Source organism: Panacibacter microcysteis, assembly GCF_015831355.1.
GTDB lineage: Bacteria > Bacteroidota > Bacteroidia > Chitinophagales > Chitinophagaceae > Panacibacter > Panacibacter microcysteis.
Genome location: NZ_JADWYR010000001.1, coordinates 1,978,650 through 1,996,493 on the forward strand (window position 1 = coordinate 1,978,650; position 17,844 = coordinate 1,996,493).

Annotated in this window: 11 protein-coding genes; 7 read left to right on the top strand and 4 right to left on the bottom strand. The window is 42.1% G+C overall.

From position 1 onward, the window contains the following. The first annotated feature begins 148 nt into the window (after positions 1-148). Positions 149-2,569 carry a TonB-dependent receptor gene (locus tag I5907_RS07985; RefSeq protein WP_196990188.1) on the top strand — a complete coding sequence of 807 codons (2,421 nt, stop codon included), beginning with the start codon at positions 149-151 and terminating at the stop codon, positions 2,567-2,569. Positions 2,570-2,718: 149 nt separating this feature from the next. Here the strand turns inward: I5907_RS07985 and I5907_RS07990 are convergent, their stop codons facing one another. Next, positions 2,719-4,563, bottom strand: coding sequence for a sensor histidine kinase (locus I5907_RS07990; protein ID WP_196990189.1), 1,845 nt, complete (start codon positions 4,561-4,563; stop codon positions 2,719-2,721). 283 nt (positions 4,564-4,846) lie between these two features. Here I5907_RS07990 and I5907_RS07995 point away from each other — a divergent pair, with 283 nt between their 5' ends. Both I5907_RS07995 and I5907_RS08000 read left to right on the top strand, forming a co-directional pair. Continuing rightward, a complete protein-coding gene (locus I5907_RS07995; protein WP_196990190.1) occupies positions 4,847-5,380 on the top strand; it encodes a gluconate 2-dehydrogenase subunit 3 family protein in 534 nt (177 codons plus the stop codon). Positions 5,381-5,416: 36 nt separating this feature from the next. Continuing rightward, positions 5,417-7,108 carry a GMC oxidoreductase gene (locus I5907_RS08000; RefSeq protein ID WP_196990191.1) on the top strand — a complete coding sequence of 564 codons (1,692 nt, stop codon included), beginning with the start codon at positions 5,417-5,419 and terminating at the stop codon, positions 7,106-7,108. 289 nt (positions 7,109-7,397) lie between these two features. On the opposite strand, the gene I5907_RS08005 is transcribed toward I5907_RS08000, so the two are convergent. Further along, positions 7,398-8,219, bottom strand: coding sequence for an alpha/beta fold hydrolase (locus I5907_RS08005; protein ID WP_196990192.1), 822 nt, complete (start codon positions 8,217-8,219; stop codon positions 7,398-7,400). A 396-nt stretch (positions 8,220-8,615) separates the two neighbouring features. On the opposite strand from I5907_RS08005, the gene I5907_RS08010 reads away from it, so the two are divergent. From I5907_RS08010 to I5907_RS08020, 3 genes are all read left to right on the top strand, one after another. Next, positions 8,616-9,056 carry a hypothetical protein gene (locus I5907_RS08010; RefSeq protein ID WP_196990193.1) on the top strand — a complete coding sequence of 147 codons (441 nt, stop codon included), beginning with the start codon at positions 8,616-8,618 and terminating at the stop codon, positions 9,054-9,056. 442 nt (positions 9,057-9,498) lie between these two features. Next, positions 9,499-9,876, top strand: a complete 378-nt coding sequence (locus tag I5907_RS08015; RefSeq protein ID WP_196990194.1) for a PadR family transcriptional regulator — start codon at positions 9,499-9,501, stop codon at positions 9,874-9,876. Then, positions 9,873-12,065 carry a PspC domain-containing protein gene (locus I5907_RS08020; protein ID WP_196990195.1) on the top strand — a complete coding sequence of 731 codons (2,193 nt, stop codon included), beginning with the start codon at positions 9,873-9,875 and terminating at the stop codon, positions 12,063-12,065. Before I5907_RS08015 ends, I5907_RS08020 begins: the two co-directional genes overlap by 4 nt. A gap of 406 nt (positions 12,066-12,471) precedes the next feature. Here the strand turns inward: I5907_RS08020 and purD are convergent, their stop codons facing one another. Next, positions 12,472-13,749, bottom strand: coding sequence for a phosphoribosylamine--glycine ligase (purD, locus tag I5907_RS08025; RefSeq protein WP_196990196.1), 1,278 nt, complete (start codon positions 13,747-13,749; stop codon positions 12,472-12,474). Between the two features lie 138 nt (positions 13,750-13,887). Here purD and I5907_RS08030 point away from each other — a divergent pair, with 138 nt between their 5' ends. Further along, on the top strand, positions 13,888-15,651 hold the full coding sequence (locus I5907_RS08030) for a peptide MFS transporter (protein ID WP_196990197.1): 1,764 nt from the start codon (positions 13,888-13,890) through the stop codon (positions 15,649-15,651). A gap of 132 nt (positions 15,652-15,783) precedes the next feature. Here the strand turns inward: I5907_RS08030 and I5907_RS08035 are convergent, their stop codons facing one another. Next, the gene (locus I5907_RS08035; protein ID WP_196990198.1) at positions 15,784-17,721 is read right to left on the bottom strand and encodes an alpha-amylase family glycosyl hydrolase; all 1,938 of its coding nucleotides are present in this window, start codon (positions 17,719-17,721) and stop codon (positions 15,784-15,786) included. Positions 17,722-17,844: the final 123 nt, after the last annotated feature.

The following is a 17,844-nucleotide window of genomic DNA, read 5'->3' on the forward strand; positions in this document are numbered from 1 at the left end:
TGGCATCTGTAGTTCCCGGTTACAGGCACCCTGCTGGCTTGTAAGAAGCGCATACGGCTGACCTAATTATCCATTACTGTTAAATTTTTTGCAACAATGTTTTAAATATTGAAACTGCCTATATTTGCAACAATGTAACAATTTTACTATGAGAAAACATTTCATCCTCCTCGTAATCCTGCTCAGCTGCACTACTGCTTTTGGTCAAACTGAGATGAGCGCAAAAACATATCCTGTACAACGTGCAGCTTTTACCGGCAGCGTAAAAGATGCCAAAACAAACCAGCCACTTGCGGGAGCCTCGCTTTACCTGCCCGATCTCAAGCAGGGGGTTATTGCAGACAATAATGGCAATTTCAAATTTGCAGGTATTGCAAATGGAAAGCACGTTATTGAAATATCGTACCAGGGTTACGCAACGCTAATTGAAACGGTTGAAATAAATGGTGAAACAAATCACGATTTTCAAATGCAGCCAACTTTTATCGAGCAGGATGCGGTTACCGTAACAGGAACAACATTTGCCACGAGATTAAAGCAGTCGCCACAGCCGGTTAGTGTATTAAAGCAATCGGAGCTGGAGAAAGTTGTTTCTACAAACTTGATAGATGCACTTGCAAAAACAGTTCCTGGTGTCACCGCTTTATCAACAGGTCCGGCCATTTCAAAGCCTTTTATAAGAGGGCTGGGATACAACAGGGTATTGGTTATTAACGATGGTATCAGGCAGGAAGGACAACAATGGGGCGATGAGCATGGTATAGAGATAGATGACTATAGCGTGCAACGCATAGAAGTATTGAAAGGCCCGGCCTCACTTATGTATGGCAGTGACGCCATTGCAGGTGTAATAAACATTCAGTCGCAGGCAGTAGCCCCTGAAGCAACCGGAAAAATAAATTTCTCAGGCGAGTACCAGACCAATAATGGTCTCCGCGGGTTTTATGGCAATACGGCCGGTACCAAAAATGGCTTTTCCTGGAATGCCTACGGATCTTATAAAGGAGCACACGACTACCAGAATAAGTACGACGGGTATGTATACAATTCAAAATTCTACAACGCAAACTTTGGTGGAATGCTTGCATACCGGGGTAACTGGGGAAACAGCAGGCTGCTGGTTTCCAACTTTAACCAGCACATAGGTATGGTAGAAGGTGAACGGGACGAAGCTACGGGCCGTTTTCTTAAAGCATTACCGGGCGGTGAGGAAACAACAGCAACAGACAATGATTTTAAGCAAATAGATCCGCAGGTTCCCTTTCAACATATCAGGCACTTTAAGATCACTTCCGATAACACGATTAATCTTGGCAGCAACAGGCTGGATCTTGTAGCCGGTTTCCAACAAAACAGGAGGCAGGAATTTGGAAATGCTGATAATACAAATACACCGGATGCCTATTTCGATCTGAAGACTGTTAGCTACGCAGCACGTTTTCATTTGCCATCAAACAAAAACTGGAAGACAAGTTTTGGTTTAACAGGTATGGCGCAATCTAATACAAACAGGGCAGCAGAAGTCATTATCCCCGATTACAGGCTTTTTGATGTTGGTGGCTTTGTTTATAGCCAGTATATAAAAGACAAGCTATCGGTAAGCGGTGGTTTAAGGTACGATAACAGGCACATAAACGGCAGCGCGATGATCGTGGAGGATGAACCAAAGTTCAGCCAGTTTGAAAGAAACTTTTCCAATATTTCGGGAAGCATAGGCCTGGCATACCAGGCTTCTAAAGCTGTATCATTAAAGTTTAATGTGGCAAGAGGTTTCAGGGCACCGAACCTTGCAGAACTGGCAAGTAATGGCGCTCATGAGGGTACAAACCGGTATGAAGCAGGAGACAATAAATTGAAGAGCGAAGTAAGTTTACAGGCTGATGCCGGTGCAGAAGTAAACACAGAGCACATATCGTTAAGTGCGAGTGTTTTCTATAATAATATTTCCAGGTTTATCTTCTACAGTAAAGTTCAGAACGTTAGTGGCGGAGATTCTGTACTTACAGATCCGGAGAGCGGCGACCTGCTGAACGTATATCGCTTTAACCAGGACAATGCTTACTTATACGGCGCGGAATTTAACATAGATATACATCCGCACCCACTTGACTGGCTGCACTTTGAGAACACTTTTTCTTATACACGCGGCCAGTTTGTAAATGCGGTAGACGGTTCAAAAAATATTCCTTTTATACCAGCAGCAAGGTTGATATCTGAATTGCGCGGCAATTTTTTGGGTAAGGGTAAAACAATGAGGAACCTTTATGTGAGCGTTACGGGTGATTATTCGTTTGCGCAAAACAACCCTTTCACAGGCTTTAACACTGAAACCGCCACTTCTTCATATTTCCTGTTGAATGCGGGTATTGGTGCAGATATAGCAAGTAAGGGAAAAACAATTTGCAGTATTCACTTGTCTGCTTTTAACCTTGGTGATATTGCTTACCAGAACCACTTAAGCAGGCTAAAATATACCGCGGTAAATAATGTTACGGGCAGGCAGGGCGTATTTGATATGGGAAGGAATTTTTCTGTAAGAGTAGATGTGCCACTTACCTACAAGCTATAGAAAGGTAATACATAAACGTTATAAAAGGGCTGAAGTAATAAACGCCTTATGCGCTGATACGTTGATAGTGCCGCATATTGAACAGAAAGTACAAGAGTGCGACGCAAGAAAAGCTTCATGCTTATTCTACAGCCTGGCTCCAACAAAAATTAAAATGTTACAATAAAGGTGGAACCTTTTCCAGGCTTGCTTTCTACCGCTATTGCACCGCCAAGGGCTTCTACCTGGTTTTTTGTTATAAAAAGCCCAATACCCACAGCATCGGGGTTTGCGTGAAATGTTTTGTACATGCCAAATATTTTGTGCCCATTGGCTTTTAGGTCTATGCCCTCACCGTTATCTTTTACTGAAAAGCATTTTTTACCGTTTTCTATAAATGCTTTGATTTCTATGATTGGCTGGGCATTTGGCCTGCGGTATTTGAGCGCGTTTGACAGCAGGTTTAGTATAATGCTTTCGAGATAGGCCGGTATGTATTCAATTTCGTTGTATGCGGCGGTATCGGTAATGATAATGGCATTTGTTTCGTTGATGGTTGGCCGCAATACATCGAGCACATTGTTGAGTGTGGTATTTAAATTGAGTAATGTTTTCTTTATGCCCATGTTGTGCTGCACACGCACAGTTTCTGAAAGATGTTCGATTGTTTGATTGAGGTTGTTTGAAATTTTTTTGAGGTAGCCGAGCAATTCTTTTTGTTCATCGGGGTCATCGGTATAATCAAGCAATTTTAGAATGCTTTCCATGTTGCCTGCATGAGACTTAAGGTTATGGGAAACGATGTGTGCAAAGTTGCTCAGTGATTCATTCTTGGCAGTGATGACATCAAAAGAATGTTTTATTTTTTCATCTTTCAATCTTTGTTCATGAATGTCCTGCGTAATTCCCCTTATGGTGGTAATGGAACCATCGTCATTGATGACCGGCTTCCCAATCATACGTATCCATTTAAGATTGCCCCTGGCGGTTACTGATTCGAAAGTAGCGTCGTATGCTTTGCCATGGTGATAAGCGTCTTTTAAAAGCTGTTTAAAATATATCCTGTCTCTTTCCTGCAAAAACTGGAACAGGTTGCGTATCAGCGGTCTGTAGTCTTCGCCGGTTTCGTGAATATTACACATGGCGGCAGACCATGTAAGTGTATCGTTTACAAAGTTGATTTCCCAGCTTCCGGCATGAATCAAAGCGGTAGATTCATCTATTAAAAACTGGTAACGTTCAAGCTCTACCAGTAAACGTCGCCTTTGGTCTTTGTTGATCAGTGATCCTACAATCCGTACCGGGCGGCCTGTCTTGCCAAGCTTGATTTTGCCTGCCAGTTCGAACCAGTGGTACGTGCCGTCTTTGTGTTTAAATCTTATATCGTTTATGTAAGCAGTGCTGGCTCTAAAGCGGCTCGTGATCATTTTGGTGGTGCGCTGCACATCATCCGGGTGCAGGTTTTGGAGGAAGGTGTGGTAGCTGGCATCAATCTCTCCGTTTTTGTAACCGAGTAGTGCATATACTTTGTCAGAGCACCAGATTTTTCCAGTTTTTACATCAAGATCCCAGATCCCGGCATTTACACCTTCGAGAATCAGTTTATGTTGCTCTTCTTCATACAAAAAGGTTTGTCTTTCTTTTTTTACGTTCATAAAGCTGATCTCCATACTTAATGCTTTGCCGGAATCTGACCAGTCATTTACACGGGCTTTCAGTAAAGTATGAATCACTGACTTATTTCCGTGCACATAACGTAAAGTGGTAATAATTTCAGGCAACTCTTTTTGTTCCGCATGCAGGTAATAGAGTTCCATAGCCTGTATAAGGTCATCTTTAAAAATGTTGTAGTTGCCGGCTTGTTTGTATATGCCTGCGGTACCCCGGCTAGAGATTGTTTTTTTAAAGACACCGTCCAGGGGTTTACCATTTGCAGCAATCGTCCAATGCCAGGAATTTGTAGCAGTTTCATTCGTGACTACATATTCGTTAGTCAACTCATTTTTGGTTAACATATACAGGATATTTGGAAAAATGTGTGTTTGATCTCTTTAAAATTACAATTTTTGCAGTTGTTCTACCCAAAAAAAATAATAATACGATATCGCTGCCCTTTATTAAAACTTCATCCTGTAACCCATCTTTTTGATAAACAACCTGTTTGGTTACCTCAGTAAAAGTACAGGGAATACTTTTTTAGCTTATTCTGCACATTATTGCGCAAAAAGCTTTGAGCTTTAATAAGGTCTGTTGTCCTGTATATCTAATCTTTTATCTTTAAGCATCACGAATAACTTTATGAACAGAAGAAATGCTTTCAAACAAATTCTTTTGGTAACAGCGGGGGCAGCGTTAATTCCATCCTGTATGGATGATAAGAACAAGTCTGCTGTTATACTAAAAAATTTTTCCATCTCAGCAGAACAGGAAGCGCTGCTGGCCGAACTTGCGGAAACCATTATACCTAAAACAGATACTCCTGGTGCCAGAGATATATCTGCGCATTTGTTTCTTTTAAAAATGATGGATGACTGCAACAGCAGGGAAAAGCAGAATGAATTTGTAAAGGGTATGGAAGCATTTGAAACGCTTGCAGATAAGCAAACCGGTAAAAAATTTGCCAACGCTACTCTTGCGGAAAGGGTTCAGTTACTTACCCTGCTTGAAGCACAGCAAAAAGATCAGAAGTCCGGTGATGCAGCATCATTTTATGCAACCGTAAAAAGGTATACTATCCAGGCATACACCTCCAGCCAGTTCTTTCTTACAAAAGTAAAGGTGTACGAGCTGATACCCGGAAGATTTCATGGCTGCGTACCGGTAAAAGCATAATCTTATCAACAGGTAATAATTCTAACACAACTTGCGATGGCAGATAATAAGAATACGTTTGATGTAATTGTAATTGGTTCTGGTATTAGCGGCGGCTGGGCTGCCAAGGAGTTTACAGAAAAGGGATTAAAAACACTTGTGCTTGAACGAGGCAAAGATGTAAAGCATATAAAAGATTACCCTACCACAAACATGATGCCCTGGGAGTTTGAGCACCGAGGCGAAATACCCTTTAATATACAGCAAGAAAACCCGGTTATAAGCCGCTGCTATGCATACAAGGAAGATGCGGCGCACTTCTTTGTAAAGGATACTGAACACCCGTATGTGCAGGAAAAGCCGTTTGATTGGATCCGTGGCTACCAGGTGGGCGGTAAGTCTTTACTCTGGGCAAGGCAAACACAGCGATGGAGTAAATTTGATTTCGAAGGGCCTGCACGCGACGGTTATGCCGTGGACTGGCCCATCCGTTATAATGATCTTGCGCCATGGTACAGCTACGTAGAAAAGTTTGCAGGAATATCAGGCAATAAAGACGGGCTGGATGTATTACCCGATGGAGAATTTTTGCCGGCGCTGGATCTTACATGTGTAGACAATTATTTTAAGGATGTGGTTGCGAAAAAATACAAAGATCGTCACGTTATCTATGGCCGCTGTGCACATATTACAGAGCCGCAACAAATTCATTTAGACCAGGGCCGCGCCATGTGCCAGAAAAGAACGATATGCCAGCGTGGTTGCCCGTTTGGCGGCTACTTCAGCAGTAACGCTTCTACTATTCCATGGGCAGAGCGAACAGGCAATCTAACGCTAAAGCCGGGCGCTGTTGTACATTCCATTATTTACGATGATAAAGAAAGTAAAGCCACAGGCGTTAGAGTTATAGACAGTAAAACAAAAACGGCTACGGAATATTTCGCAAAGGTTATTTTCGTAAATGCTGCTGCGTTAAATACCAATCTTATACTGCTTAATTCTGTAAGCAGGCGTTTCCCAAACGGTCTTGGAAATGATAGCGGCGTGCTCGGTAAATACATTGCGTTTCACAACTATCGTGCACGGGTATCGGCAAAACATGAAGGCCATCTCGATTATACAACAGACGGTAAAAGCCCTACCGCAGCCTACATTCCAAGATTTAGAAATGTGTACAAACAGGAAACCGGTTTTCTGCGCGGGTATGCTGCAGGCTTCTATTCCGGTCGTTATGGTGCAAACACGCAGGAAGGTTTTGGGGAAACGTTTAAGGCAAACCTGGCAAAAAAAGATTTAGGCCCGTGGCACGTAAGCTCGCATATGATGGGGGAGACTATTCCCAAAGAATCCAACATGGTCAGCCTCGATACAAAAAAAGATGAATGGGATATGCCGCTCCTGAAAATAAAAGTTGATTATGATGACAATGATGAAAAGATGGTGAAAGATTATATTGAACAAATGAAGGAAATGTTTACGGAGGCTGGGTTTAAGGATATCAATGCGATGGATTCGAAACAGGCACCGGGTCTCGATATTCATGAGATGGGTGGCGTAAGAATGGGTAACGATCCAAAAACTTCCATGCTCAATAAATGGAACCAAATGCATGCCTGTAAAAATGTTTTTGTAACAGATGGTGCGTGTATGACTTCTACCTCAACCCAAAATCCTTCGCTTACTTATATGGCTCTAACAGCAAGAGCAGCAGATTATGTTTTCGGTGAAATGAAGAAAGGAAATATCTGATTTGCTCCTCGATTTTTTTGCGTTATGTAATGTTTTAAGGGTGTCAGCTCAACAGATGCCAGTGTTATATTATTTATGTTGCCGGCAACAGTTTTCATGGCATCGTCCCTTGTGTCACTCACTTGTACGGTTGTCTCATTAGGCGGCTGCAGCCTGCACGTAAAAGCTTCAGGGCTTCTACACAACCTGGTAAGCGTTATAATCCTGCAAGTAAGTTATCATTTAAAAAGGCTGAACCGGTTTGCCCGGCCAGCCTTTTGGTTCAGTCAATGTTGTTGTTCCGTTGGTTTTACTGTTTTATAAATTCCAGTATATCGGCATTAATGGTTGCTGCTTCGGTTGTAGGCATCCCGTGAGGAAAGCCCGGGTAAGTAATCAGCTTTCCATGCTTCAACAATTCAACCGCTTTTAAAGCCGTGGTTTTGTAAGGAACAATCTGGTCGTCCTCACCATGCAAAATCAGCACCGGTACATCAACATTTTTGAGATCTTCGGTAAAATTGGTTTCAGAGAAAACCTTTACACAATCGTAATGTGCTTTTATGCCACCCATCATGCCCTGGCGCCACCAATTATCCTGTATGCCCTTTTTTACATTGGCGCCTTCCCTGTTATAGCCGTAGAATGGAAATGTAATATCCTGGTAAAACTGTTGCCTGTTGCTGGCGGTATTAAAACGAATATCGTCAAATACTGCCAATGGTACGCCTTCCGGGTTGTTCTCGTCTACAATCATGTAAGGTGTTACAGCACTTACCAATACGGCTTTGGCCACTTTGCCTTTACCGTATTTGTTTACGTATCTTATCACTTCACCGCCGCCTGTTGAGTGGCCAACATGTATCGTTTGCTCTAATTGCAGGTGTTCTACCAGTTGCGCCACATCAGCAGCGTATGTATCCATTTCATTTCCTTCAAAGGTTTGGGTAGAGCGTCCATGACCTCGTCGGTCGTGTGCTACCACGCGGAAGCCATTGTCAAGAAAAAACATCATTTGTGCATCCCAATCATCAGAAGATAGCGGCCAGCCATGGTGAAACATAATGGGCTGCCCTGTTCCCCAGTCTTTGTAATAGATCTCAACGCCGTCTTTTAACTTTAGTGTACTCATGGTTTACATGTTTTAGTGGTGATTGAAAATTTTGTCTGGTTTTATTTTCCTGGAACTTACAGGTTACAGTTACCGGTAACTTCATTATTCAGTATAATGTTCATCATTTTACACAGCAGCATGCTTACAGCGGCCGGGTATCCTGTAAGAATTCAGGGCGTTTCTTTCAACAAGCAATAAATTGTAGTTAGAGCAAACAGAAAGGCAAGGTGTGCTTTTCTTTGGTTAAATGTTGTTTACGCAATATATAAGATAATTGGAATGCCAGGGAATTTTGTTTGTTACGTTTTGGTTAGGCATGTTTATAGAAGGTTGTTTGAAAGCAGGAATACCGGTATACTTATTTTAATTGCATGCTGGTGCAACGGGTAAGACTTTTTTGCTATCAATCTGCGCATGAAGTATATGTTTTTGCTATTAACCGTTATCGGGATTTTTGGTTTATCCTGTAGTAAAAGTAGCAACGCAGGTCTGCCGGAGGGTACTTGGAAGCTCACAACAATATATGACCGTGTCAACGATATTACATTGCTGCCGGCAAACGGTACAGGTGACCATATTGTTTTGCAATTCAGGGGAAACAGTTTTAGTGGCAGCACTTTTAAAAACACGATTACAGATGGCAGTTTTACTACTCCCGGGGCCGGTAAAATTGTATTTGGTTTTTATAACACCACGTATGTAGAAGAGGATGAATTTGGCCATCCACTGCTTAGTGTATTAAGTTCCTGTTTGCTGTCCTCTTCATCGCCGTGCAAACCTTGTGATTATACGCTGGAAGGTGATAAACTCATTATTAGTTCGCCATATATCTACGAACTAACTTTTGAGCGTTAAAAAATGAGCGTTGAGTAAAAGCGGCACGTCAGTGCCGCTTTTTTTATCCCGCTATTTTACCGCTTATCAGATTTCCGATCATTTCGAATTTAACAGAATTTGTATAAATTATTGAAAATCAATGTATTTATATTTTGCCTATTATCTTCTACTGCAAATTACTTTAAGAAACTTGGTACTTTGTATTGCATAGTATTGAAAAACTCCCCATCTTTGTGTTGTCAAGGTTAGAGCACAGGAAAAGGAAGATAATAACAGGAAGTTTTTTATACAAAAGTGTATCGCTGCTGCCCAGGGCGAAAGCGTACAAGGGAGTGACACAACAGGAGCTGAAAAGAGTGCTTCAGCCGGTTACCAAAAAATCTAACAATATTTAATAACCGTTCCGCCATTGTTTGCAATATGAAGTAAGCAACGGGGGAACAAACACAAACTCCGGAACATGGATATACAGAACACACAAAGCCAGATGCGGAAAGGAGTATTGGAGTTTTGCATTTTATCTGTTATACGCCAGGGGGAAGTTTACCCGAGTGATATAGTAGAAAAAATGAAGGCCGCCAACCTGAATATACTGGAAGGCACCCTTTACCCGCTGCTTACAAGGCTGAAAAATGCCGGGCTTTTAACTTACCGTTGGGTTGAAAGCAATAGCGGACCGCCAAGAAAATACTTCCTGATGACCGACAAGGGAATTGAATTTTATGCCGAGTTGGAAAGAACATGGAAAGAACTGGCAGATGCGGTACATGCGCTTACTTTACCGGCCAACAACGAGAACGGTACCTCACACCTTAACCAAATAAATGATGAACAATGAAAAAGGTAATCAACATAAACTTCCAGGGCAGGGTGGTTCCCATAGAAGAAACTGCTTACGACATACTGAAGCAGTATGTAGAAAGCCTTCGCCGCTTTTTTGCCAACGAAGAAGGAAAGGATGAGATCATAAATGATATAGAAGGTCGTATTGCCGAACTTTTTGGAGAAACACTTAAGAAAGGTGGTACCTGTATTACAGATGATGATGTAAATGCCATCATCAACAGCATGGGCCGCCCCGAAGAATTTGAAACAGAAGAAGCAAGTGTACGTGAGCAACTTGGTGGCCAGCAATACACCAATACAGGAAACGCATCTTCTTCAACATCCTCTTCTTACCAGTCTTATACCGATAACACAACAACAGGCTCAGTAAGACCTGAACGTTTTTACAGGGATGAAAACAATAAGCTGCTTGGTGGTGTATGTGCCGGTCTGGCCAACTACTTTAATATCGACAAACTGGTGGTACGTATTCTGTTTGTTATATTCACTTTTGGTTTTGGCTTTGGCTTTATTGCTTACCTTATTTTGTGGGTAGCAATTCCAAGTTCAGCTTCCACACTTATCGGTTCTGTACGTAAACGCCTTTTCAGAGATCCGGACAATAAGCTTATCGGCGGTGTATGTGGTGGCCTGGCTTCTTACTTTGGAGTAAATGTATGGGTGCCAAGAATATTGTTTTTGATACCATTCTTATCAATCGTTACAAGCTGGAACCACTGGGGCATGTTTGATTTTCCCAATTTTGTAAACCTGTCCTTTAGCCCCGGAGCAACATTGATCTATATTATCCTCTGGCTCATTTTACCCGAGGCGCTTACAACATCTGATAAGCTGGAAATGAAAGGCGAGAAAGTAGACCTGAACAGTATCAAAAATACCATCCAGAAAGATATGGAAGGTTTTGGCGAGCGTGCAAAAGCATTTGGCGCAGAAGTGGGCGAGAGGGCAGCAGAGTTAGGCAGTACCATAGGCGCAAGAGGTAAGCAGTTTAGTGCAGAAGCAGGCGGTGTGGCAAAAAAGGCCGGTACTACTCTTGGCGATATCATTGTGCTGATCTTTAAAATATTTGCCTACTTTATACTTGCTGTAGTATTAATAGCCATTGTATGTTCTTTGTTTGGTATCGGTATTGCCTTTACAGGTTTGCTGCCACTTAAAGGATACATCATCAACGATGGATGGCAGAACATGCTGGCATGGGGCGCGTACATCTTCTTTATATGGGTACCTGTAATCGGCATCATTACCTGGATCATCCGCAGAATAGCAAAGATCAAAAGCAACAGCAGTGTAATGCGTTTCAGCTTTGCAGCAATGTGGATACTTGGCTGGTTCTGTGTAATTGGTCTCATTGCTTCTTTAAGAAATGATTTCTCTTACCACAATAACCCGGTTGAAACAAATGTGCCACTGAGTAACCCTGGAGTAAACAAGCTGGAACTGAAGTTGCAAAAAGATACCCGCTATTATTTTACCGATAATTTCTTACACTTTGAGCCGTTCGCTAACATAGATGAAGACACAGCTTTTGTACAAAACATACACATACGTGTAATGAAATCTGAAACAGACAGCTTTCATGTAACAATGCTGAAAATGGTAAATGCTGCAACAAAAGCAGAAGCAGATGCAAAAGCTTCAAGAATGGAATTCAGCCTGGCACAAAAAGATACAAGCCTGTTTTTCGACCGGGGCATACCAATCTCGAAGCAGGATAAATTCCGCAACCAGACAATATACATCACTGTATATGTACCCGTAGGAAAAAGGATCTATATAAAAGACAACGTGGGCTGGAGCGACAGGTTTCATATACAGCTTGGCAACGATGTAGATAGCTGGAGATGGAGATACGACGAAGACGGATTTCACTGGGATAGCAACGTAGATTATACAATGACAGGCGATGGTTTAAAACGCACATATGCAGAAGCAGACGATGAGCGTAACGATGACAACAATGATGATGAAAACAGGGCACCTGCAGAAGAATACAAAGACAGGGTAGATACAATCAGGAACAAAGGCACAGACTCAAGCCGTTACCGTTACCAGCCTGCAAAAGAAGAACAGCAGAAGACAGAAGTAAAGGTTACGGTAGAAGCACCCAAAACAAAAAGCATCATGAATATAAACGTGCACGACCTTGCGTCAACATTTATTGAAAGAACTGCTATTTAAACTCGGTTAAGGTTGGGAGCAAAAGAACCCTGGACCAATTCCGGATCGGGGTTCTTCCCTTCTTAAAAAAAATTTCATTCGCTGACACAATCAGAAACTGCGGTCAATAAAAGACTGCAGTTTTCTTTTTATGTAGCCAGCTGCATTACTACTATTAAGCCCCTGTTGTGTCACTCACTTGTACGGCTAAAACAATATTCGGCAACACGAAGCGAAATTGCGAAGTACGTGGATGGAAGAACATGGGGAGGCGTGAAACGTGAGACGTCAAATGTGGAAATAAATCATGCTTATAAAATCGAATAATAAATGATCAGTGTATACATAAATAAGCGAGTTATAAGATTTGACATTTCACTTCTCACCTTTCACGTTTGACGATTCACGATGGCCGCTTCATCTCGCCTTATCGAAACTCGTAACCAATATCATTTCTAAAGTTCATGCCATCGAAAGAGATTTGTTGTAATATTTCTTTCGATTTATTTACTGCTTCGGTAATGTTCCCGCCGGAAGAAGTTACTGTTAAAACACGACCGCCATTGGTTAAGACATCATCGCCATTTTGCTTTGTGCCTGCATGAAAAACGATTGAATCATTTTCCATCTTCAAATTATCAAGACCACTAATTTTCAGGTTCTTTTTGTAATCACCAGGATAGCCGCCGCTTACCGCAACAACCGTTGCATAGGCTTTATCGCTGTATTTGATTTCCTGATCTTTAAGATTGCCATTGTGTACAGCAAGAAATAATTCTACAAGATCATTTTGTAAGCGTGGCATTACAACTTCCGTTTCAGGGTCGCCCATGCGGCAGTTGTATTCAATCACGTATGGTTCGTTGTTTACACTGATTAAGCCAAAGAAAACAAAACCTTTGTAAGTAATATTTTCCGCAGCAAGACCATTGATAGTAGGTTCAATAATGCGGCTGATAACTTTTTGCATAAATACGTCATCCACAAATGGAACAGGTGTTACACAGCCCATACCACCCGTGTTAAGGCCGGTATCACCTTCGCCAATTCTTTTATAGTCTTTTGCGTGCCCGATAATTTGATAATCTTTACCATCAGTCAAAACAAATACACTCGTTTCTATACCATCCAGAAATTCTTCAATCACTACTTTACTGCTGGCATCACCAAATTGCTTGTTGATGATCATTTCTTCAAATGTCTTCAACGCGTCTTCATGCGTAGTATTTATTACAACACCTTTGCCTGCGGCGAGGCCGTCAGCCTTCAGTACAACAGGCAGGCTATGATTGGCTATATAAGTTTTTCCTTCCTCAAAGTTCTCAGTGGTAAACTCTGCATAGCCCGCAGTAGGAATGCTATGCCGCTGCATAAATTTCTTCGAAAAGGCTTTACTGCCTTCCAGTTGCGCACCATAGGCTGCAGGCCCTATTACAGGAACATCAGGCAATGCCTGCTGGTAAAAATCAAAAACACCTTTTACCAATGGTTCTTCCGGGCCCACTACAACAAGCCCTATTTCGTTTTCCTGGCAAAACTTCTTTTGCATTTCAAAGTCTGTTGCGCTCATGTGTATATTGGTACCACACAATGCCGTGCCTGCATTACCCGGAGCAATGAATAGTTTATCACAATGTTTGCTCTGTATCATTTTCCAGGCAAGTGCATGTTCCCGCCCACCGGAACCCAAAAGAAGTATATTCATAAAAGCGCAGTTAAAAATGAGTAAAGTTGCGCGAAAGTAAAGCAGTATTTATAAATGAATGTTAGCATTTAGAATTTTACTGTATTTTGGGCACTTATAATTTTAATAACCTTCAATCGAAATTCAAATCTGCCTGCTATGAATCAAGCTATTGAACAAAAGGGACACCCTAAGGGGCTTGCAGTGCTGTTCTCTACAGAAATGTGGGAGCGTTTCAACTTCTACGGCATGAGAACGCTGCTTACCTTATTTCTTTCCGAGGCGCTGTTGATGGGTAATGAAACGGCCTCTATCATTTATGGCGGCTATCTTGGTTTATGTTATTTAACGCCCATGTTGGGCGGATATATTTCTGACAAATATCTCGGCAACAGGAATTGCATCATACTCGGTGGTAGTATAATGGCAATCGGACAAATTGTGTTATTCGGTAGTGCGAGTCTCTTTCATACCAACCTCGATCTCGCAAAAACCCTCATGTGGTCCTCACTGGCATTGTTGATTTTTGGTAATGGTTTCTTCAAGCCCAATATATCTTCTATGGTTGGGCAGTTGTATCCCAAAACACAGAAAAGCAAGCTTGATTCAGCTTTCACGATTTTTTACCTGGGTATAAACGTTGGCGCAACCATGGGACAGTTTCTCTGTCCCTGGCTGGGAGATGTGAAACACGAAGTTACCAATGCAGCAGGCACGGTAGAAATGGTAAGAGATCTCAGCGCATTTAAATGGGGCTTTCTTGCGGCAGGTTGCGCAATGGCGATTGGTACCATATCTTTCTTTTTCCTCAAGAACAAATATATTGTAACGCCTGAAGGCAATCCTATTGGCGGTATTCCTGATAAAAATGAAGTACACGAAGATGAGGCAACGCATGCCACCTTCTCACAGCAGTCTGTAGTAATATTAGTCATTACTTTAATCGCTTCATTCTTCCTTTTCCAGTATTTCTCATGGGATAGTGTAAAAATGCCGATGAATGGTTCAGGTATCGGCGTATATTTTACCGCATTGGCCATATCGCCAATCAAAACATATGTTTACCCGTTTATTTATGCTGCAGCTATTGCATTGGCAGTATTTATTCTTACAGACAAATCACTCACCAGGGTTGAAACACAGAGAATATATGTTCTCTATATTGTTGCATTCTTTGTAATCTTCTTTTGGTCTGCGTTTGAGCAGTCAGGATCATCACTTACATTTATAGCAGACAAGCAGACTGATACAAATATTCTTGGCTGGAACATGCCGCCAAGTATGGTGCAGATCTTTAATGGCCTGTTCATTGTGGTTTTTGCCATCCCATTTAGTTATATGTGGATGTGGATGCAAAAAAAGAACATTGAGCCCATGTCTACCGTAAAGCAGGCAATCGGGCTCCTGCTTATTGGCATTGGTTATCTTATAATAGCTATGCAGGTTAAAGGCCTGGGAAATAATGATAAAATTGGTGTGGTATGGCTTGCTGTACTGTACCTGTTACATACCTGGGGCGAATTATGTTTATCTCCTATAGGCCTTTCACTCGTTGCTAAGCTGGCACCAAAAAGATTTGCCTCTTTATTAATGGGTGTATGGTTTATCGGTAACGCGGCCGGTTATGCGCTGGCAGGAACACTTGGTGCAATACTCCCTCCTACAGGTGATAAATATACCATGGCCGCAGAAAAAGGAATAAACCTGCAGGGTGTTTTGGACAAAACTATCCAGGCAACAGCTGACCAGCTTCAGTTTCTTGCAGACAATAAAATTGCCGCAACTTATCCCACATTTGCAGGCTTCGAAATACACAACCTGTACGATTTCTTTATGGTGTTTGTAACGCTTTGTATCTCGGCTTCAATATTGCTCTTTGCGTTAACGCCTTTGATCAAAAAAATGATGCACGGCGTAAGATAAAAGAGACAATACATTAATGCAAAAAGGGATGCAAACAGCATCCCTTTTTTCTATTGTAGTTGGTAGGTTTTAATGAATAAGGTAAAACATGAAATGACATACATCCCCAATCATACATCTTCCAGTGACTGTTTATTCGAGCACGTAAAATGTATATGGCTCCAGCACCAGGTATTCATTGTCCGGGCCAATAGTTAGGTATTGTTTGCTCCAATGATCATACAGCTTTTCTGGTGCAGGATTTTTTTCTTTAAACGCGTACCACGTTAGAAAAGCAGTTTCAGCAGAAAAATTATATACAAAAAACATCCGCTTATCGTCAAAGTCGCGCATATAAGCAGCCACATGTATGTTATGAGGGCTCAGCCATGTAATGTTGCTGTGGTCGGCTACAACCGCTAATTTACGGCGCAGGCTAAGCAGGTGCTGCGTACCTGTAAAAATTCTTTCTTCAACCGTTCCTTTCACAGTAGTTAATTCATTTTTTTTCCAGTCTATAACCGGCCTGTGCATCCACCTGTTATCATAACTTTTTCCTTCATCGTTTAAGTAAGAGTAGTCATTGGTGTAACCAGTTTCGTCACCATAGAAAATCATAGGTACGCCGCCCAGGAAAAAACTGTGCGCCTGCATCAGTAATATCTTTTTTACTGCAAGATCGGTTTGGTAGCTATCATTGCCTGCTACAGCTTTTTCCAGGCCACACAATGATGCCAGCGAACCGCTTATCCTCGCATCGCCTGTTTTAGGGTTGGTGGCAAACAAGGCACCTGTAGCAGGCGATCCCGGGAAATTTCCCGAGTAGTAGTTTTTTAAAAAAGTTCTGTGTTCATAAGCGTTCTTGCCGGCCTGCTCAATCATATAGTCATCGTAGCCTAAACCGATATCATCGTGGCAGCGCGTATAGGTAATCCATGATGTACCAAACGGTTTGCGCAGTATTTCGTGTTGTGCAGCAAGCATTACACGCGTATCACCACTTGCCAGTGCATCCCACTGCAGTGCCATGTGTGTGGCGTTATAGGCAAAGTCACATTCTTTAGCTGTGTAAGAACCCGTACCAAAATATTTCATGATCTCTTTAGGTGCAACAATTGCTTCACCCAGTAAAGCCATGCCCGGCGCCGCCACCTGCACGCACTGTTTTATCAGGCGTAGTATGGTATGTGCCTCACGCAGGTTCTGGCAGGTAGTTCCAATTTCTTTCCATATAAATGCAGGCGCATCTATACGCAGAATATCAACACCAAGATTAGCGTAAAAGAAAATGTTTTCCAGCATGGCTACAAACACTTCCGGGTTCCTGTAGTTAAGATCCCACTGGTAGTTGTGAAATACGCTCATTACCCATTTTTTACATTCCGGCACATAGGTAAAACTACCTGGCGCCGCTTCAGGAAAGACTTCCGGCATGGTCTTCTCATACTCGTCGGGCAAGGTGCGGTCGTTAAAAAAATAAAAAAAATCCTGGTAATAAGCATCGCCCTGCTTTGCTTTTTCTGCCCATTCGTGTTTGTGAGAAGTGTGATTAAGTACAATGTCGATCATCAGGTACATGTCTTTTTGCAACATCTTTTCCTGGAGCATCTGAAGGTCTGCAAGGGTGCCAAACCTTTTGTCAACTTTTCTAAAATCACTTACGGCATAACCGCCATCGCTTTCATTGGCCGGGCTTTCAAATACCGGCATCAGGTGTAAAAAATTTACACCCAGTTGCTCAAAGTAAGTAAGCTTATCACCCAGCTTTTGCAGGTTGCCACAAAAGCGGTCAACATATAAACTCATACCCGCAATACCATTGGAAAGAAACCAATGGTTTGCTTTGTTTTTTACTTCATCCCTTTCTTTCAAAGCGGCGGAGCGATGTTTATTAGCGTCAGTAATTGTTTGCAATAGTTTGGCAAACACAGCGGCTCCGTTGCTGTGTTGCTGGTAAAGCTCATCATACAATGCTTTAATAGCCGAAGCATTGGCCATGAATCTTGTATAAAACAAATTATCATTACCGGCTATATCGGTTTCGGCTTGCAGCAGTTTGTTTAGTTGTTGGTGAAGTTGGTAATTGTACATGCTTTTTCTTTTATGTTACCAGCTATGGTTCTTTGTGGCATCGCCTGTTGTGTCACTCACTTGTACTGAAAGTTCTTATGGCAACTGAAGCGATCGGTTTGCCCGTGCTTACGCAAACCCGGC

Bases quoted from the DNA above. Each gene is read 5' to 3' on its own strand.
- I5907_RS08010 (WP_196990193.1), top strand. From the start codon at position 8,616: ATGAAGTATATGTTTTTGCTATTAACCGTTATCGGGATTTTTGGTTTA.
- I5907_RS08030 (WP_196990197.1), top strand. From the start codon at position 13,888: ATGAATCAAGCTATTGAACAAAAGGGACACCCTAAGGGGCTTGCAGTG.
- I5907_RS08035 (WP_196990198.1), bottom strand. From the start codon at position 17,721: ATGTACAATTACCAACTTCACCAACAACTAAACAAACTGCTGCAAGCC.
- purD (WP_196990196.1), bottom strand. From the start codon at position 13,749: ATGAATATACTTCTTTTGGGTTCCGGTGGGCGGGAACATGCACTTGCC.
- I5907_RS08005 (WP_196990192.1), bottom strand. From the start codon at position 8,219: ATGAGTACACTAAAGTTAAAAGACGGCGTTGAGATCTATTACAAAGAC.
- I5907_RS08015 (WP_196990194.1), top strand. From the start codon at position 9,499: ATGGATATACAGAACACACAAAGCCAGATGCGGAAAGGAGTATTGGAG.
- I5907_RS07995 (WP_196990190.1), top strand. From the start codon at position 4,847: ATGAACAGAAGAAATGCTTTCAAACAAATTCTTTTGGTAACAGCGGGG.
- I5907_RS08020 (WP_196990195.1), top strand. From the start codon at position 9,873: ATGAAAAAGGTAATCAACATAAACTTCCAGGGCAGGGTGGTTCCCATA.
- I5907_RS07990 (WP_196990189.1), bottom strand. From the start codon at position 4,563: ATGTTAACCAAAAATGAGTTGACTAACGAATATGTAGTCACGAATGAA.
- I5907_RS07985 (WP_196990188.1), top strand. From the start codon at position 149: ATGAGAAAACATTTCATCCTCCTCGTAATCCTGCTCAGCTGCACTACT.
- I5907_RS08000 (WP_196990191.1), top strand. From the start codon at position 5,417: ATGGCAGATAATAAGAATACGTTTGATGTAATTGTAATTGGTTCTGGT.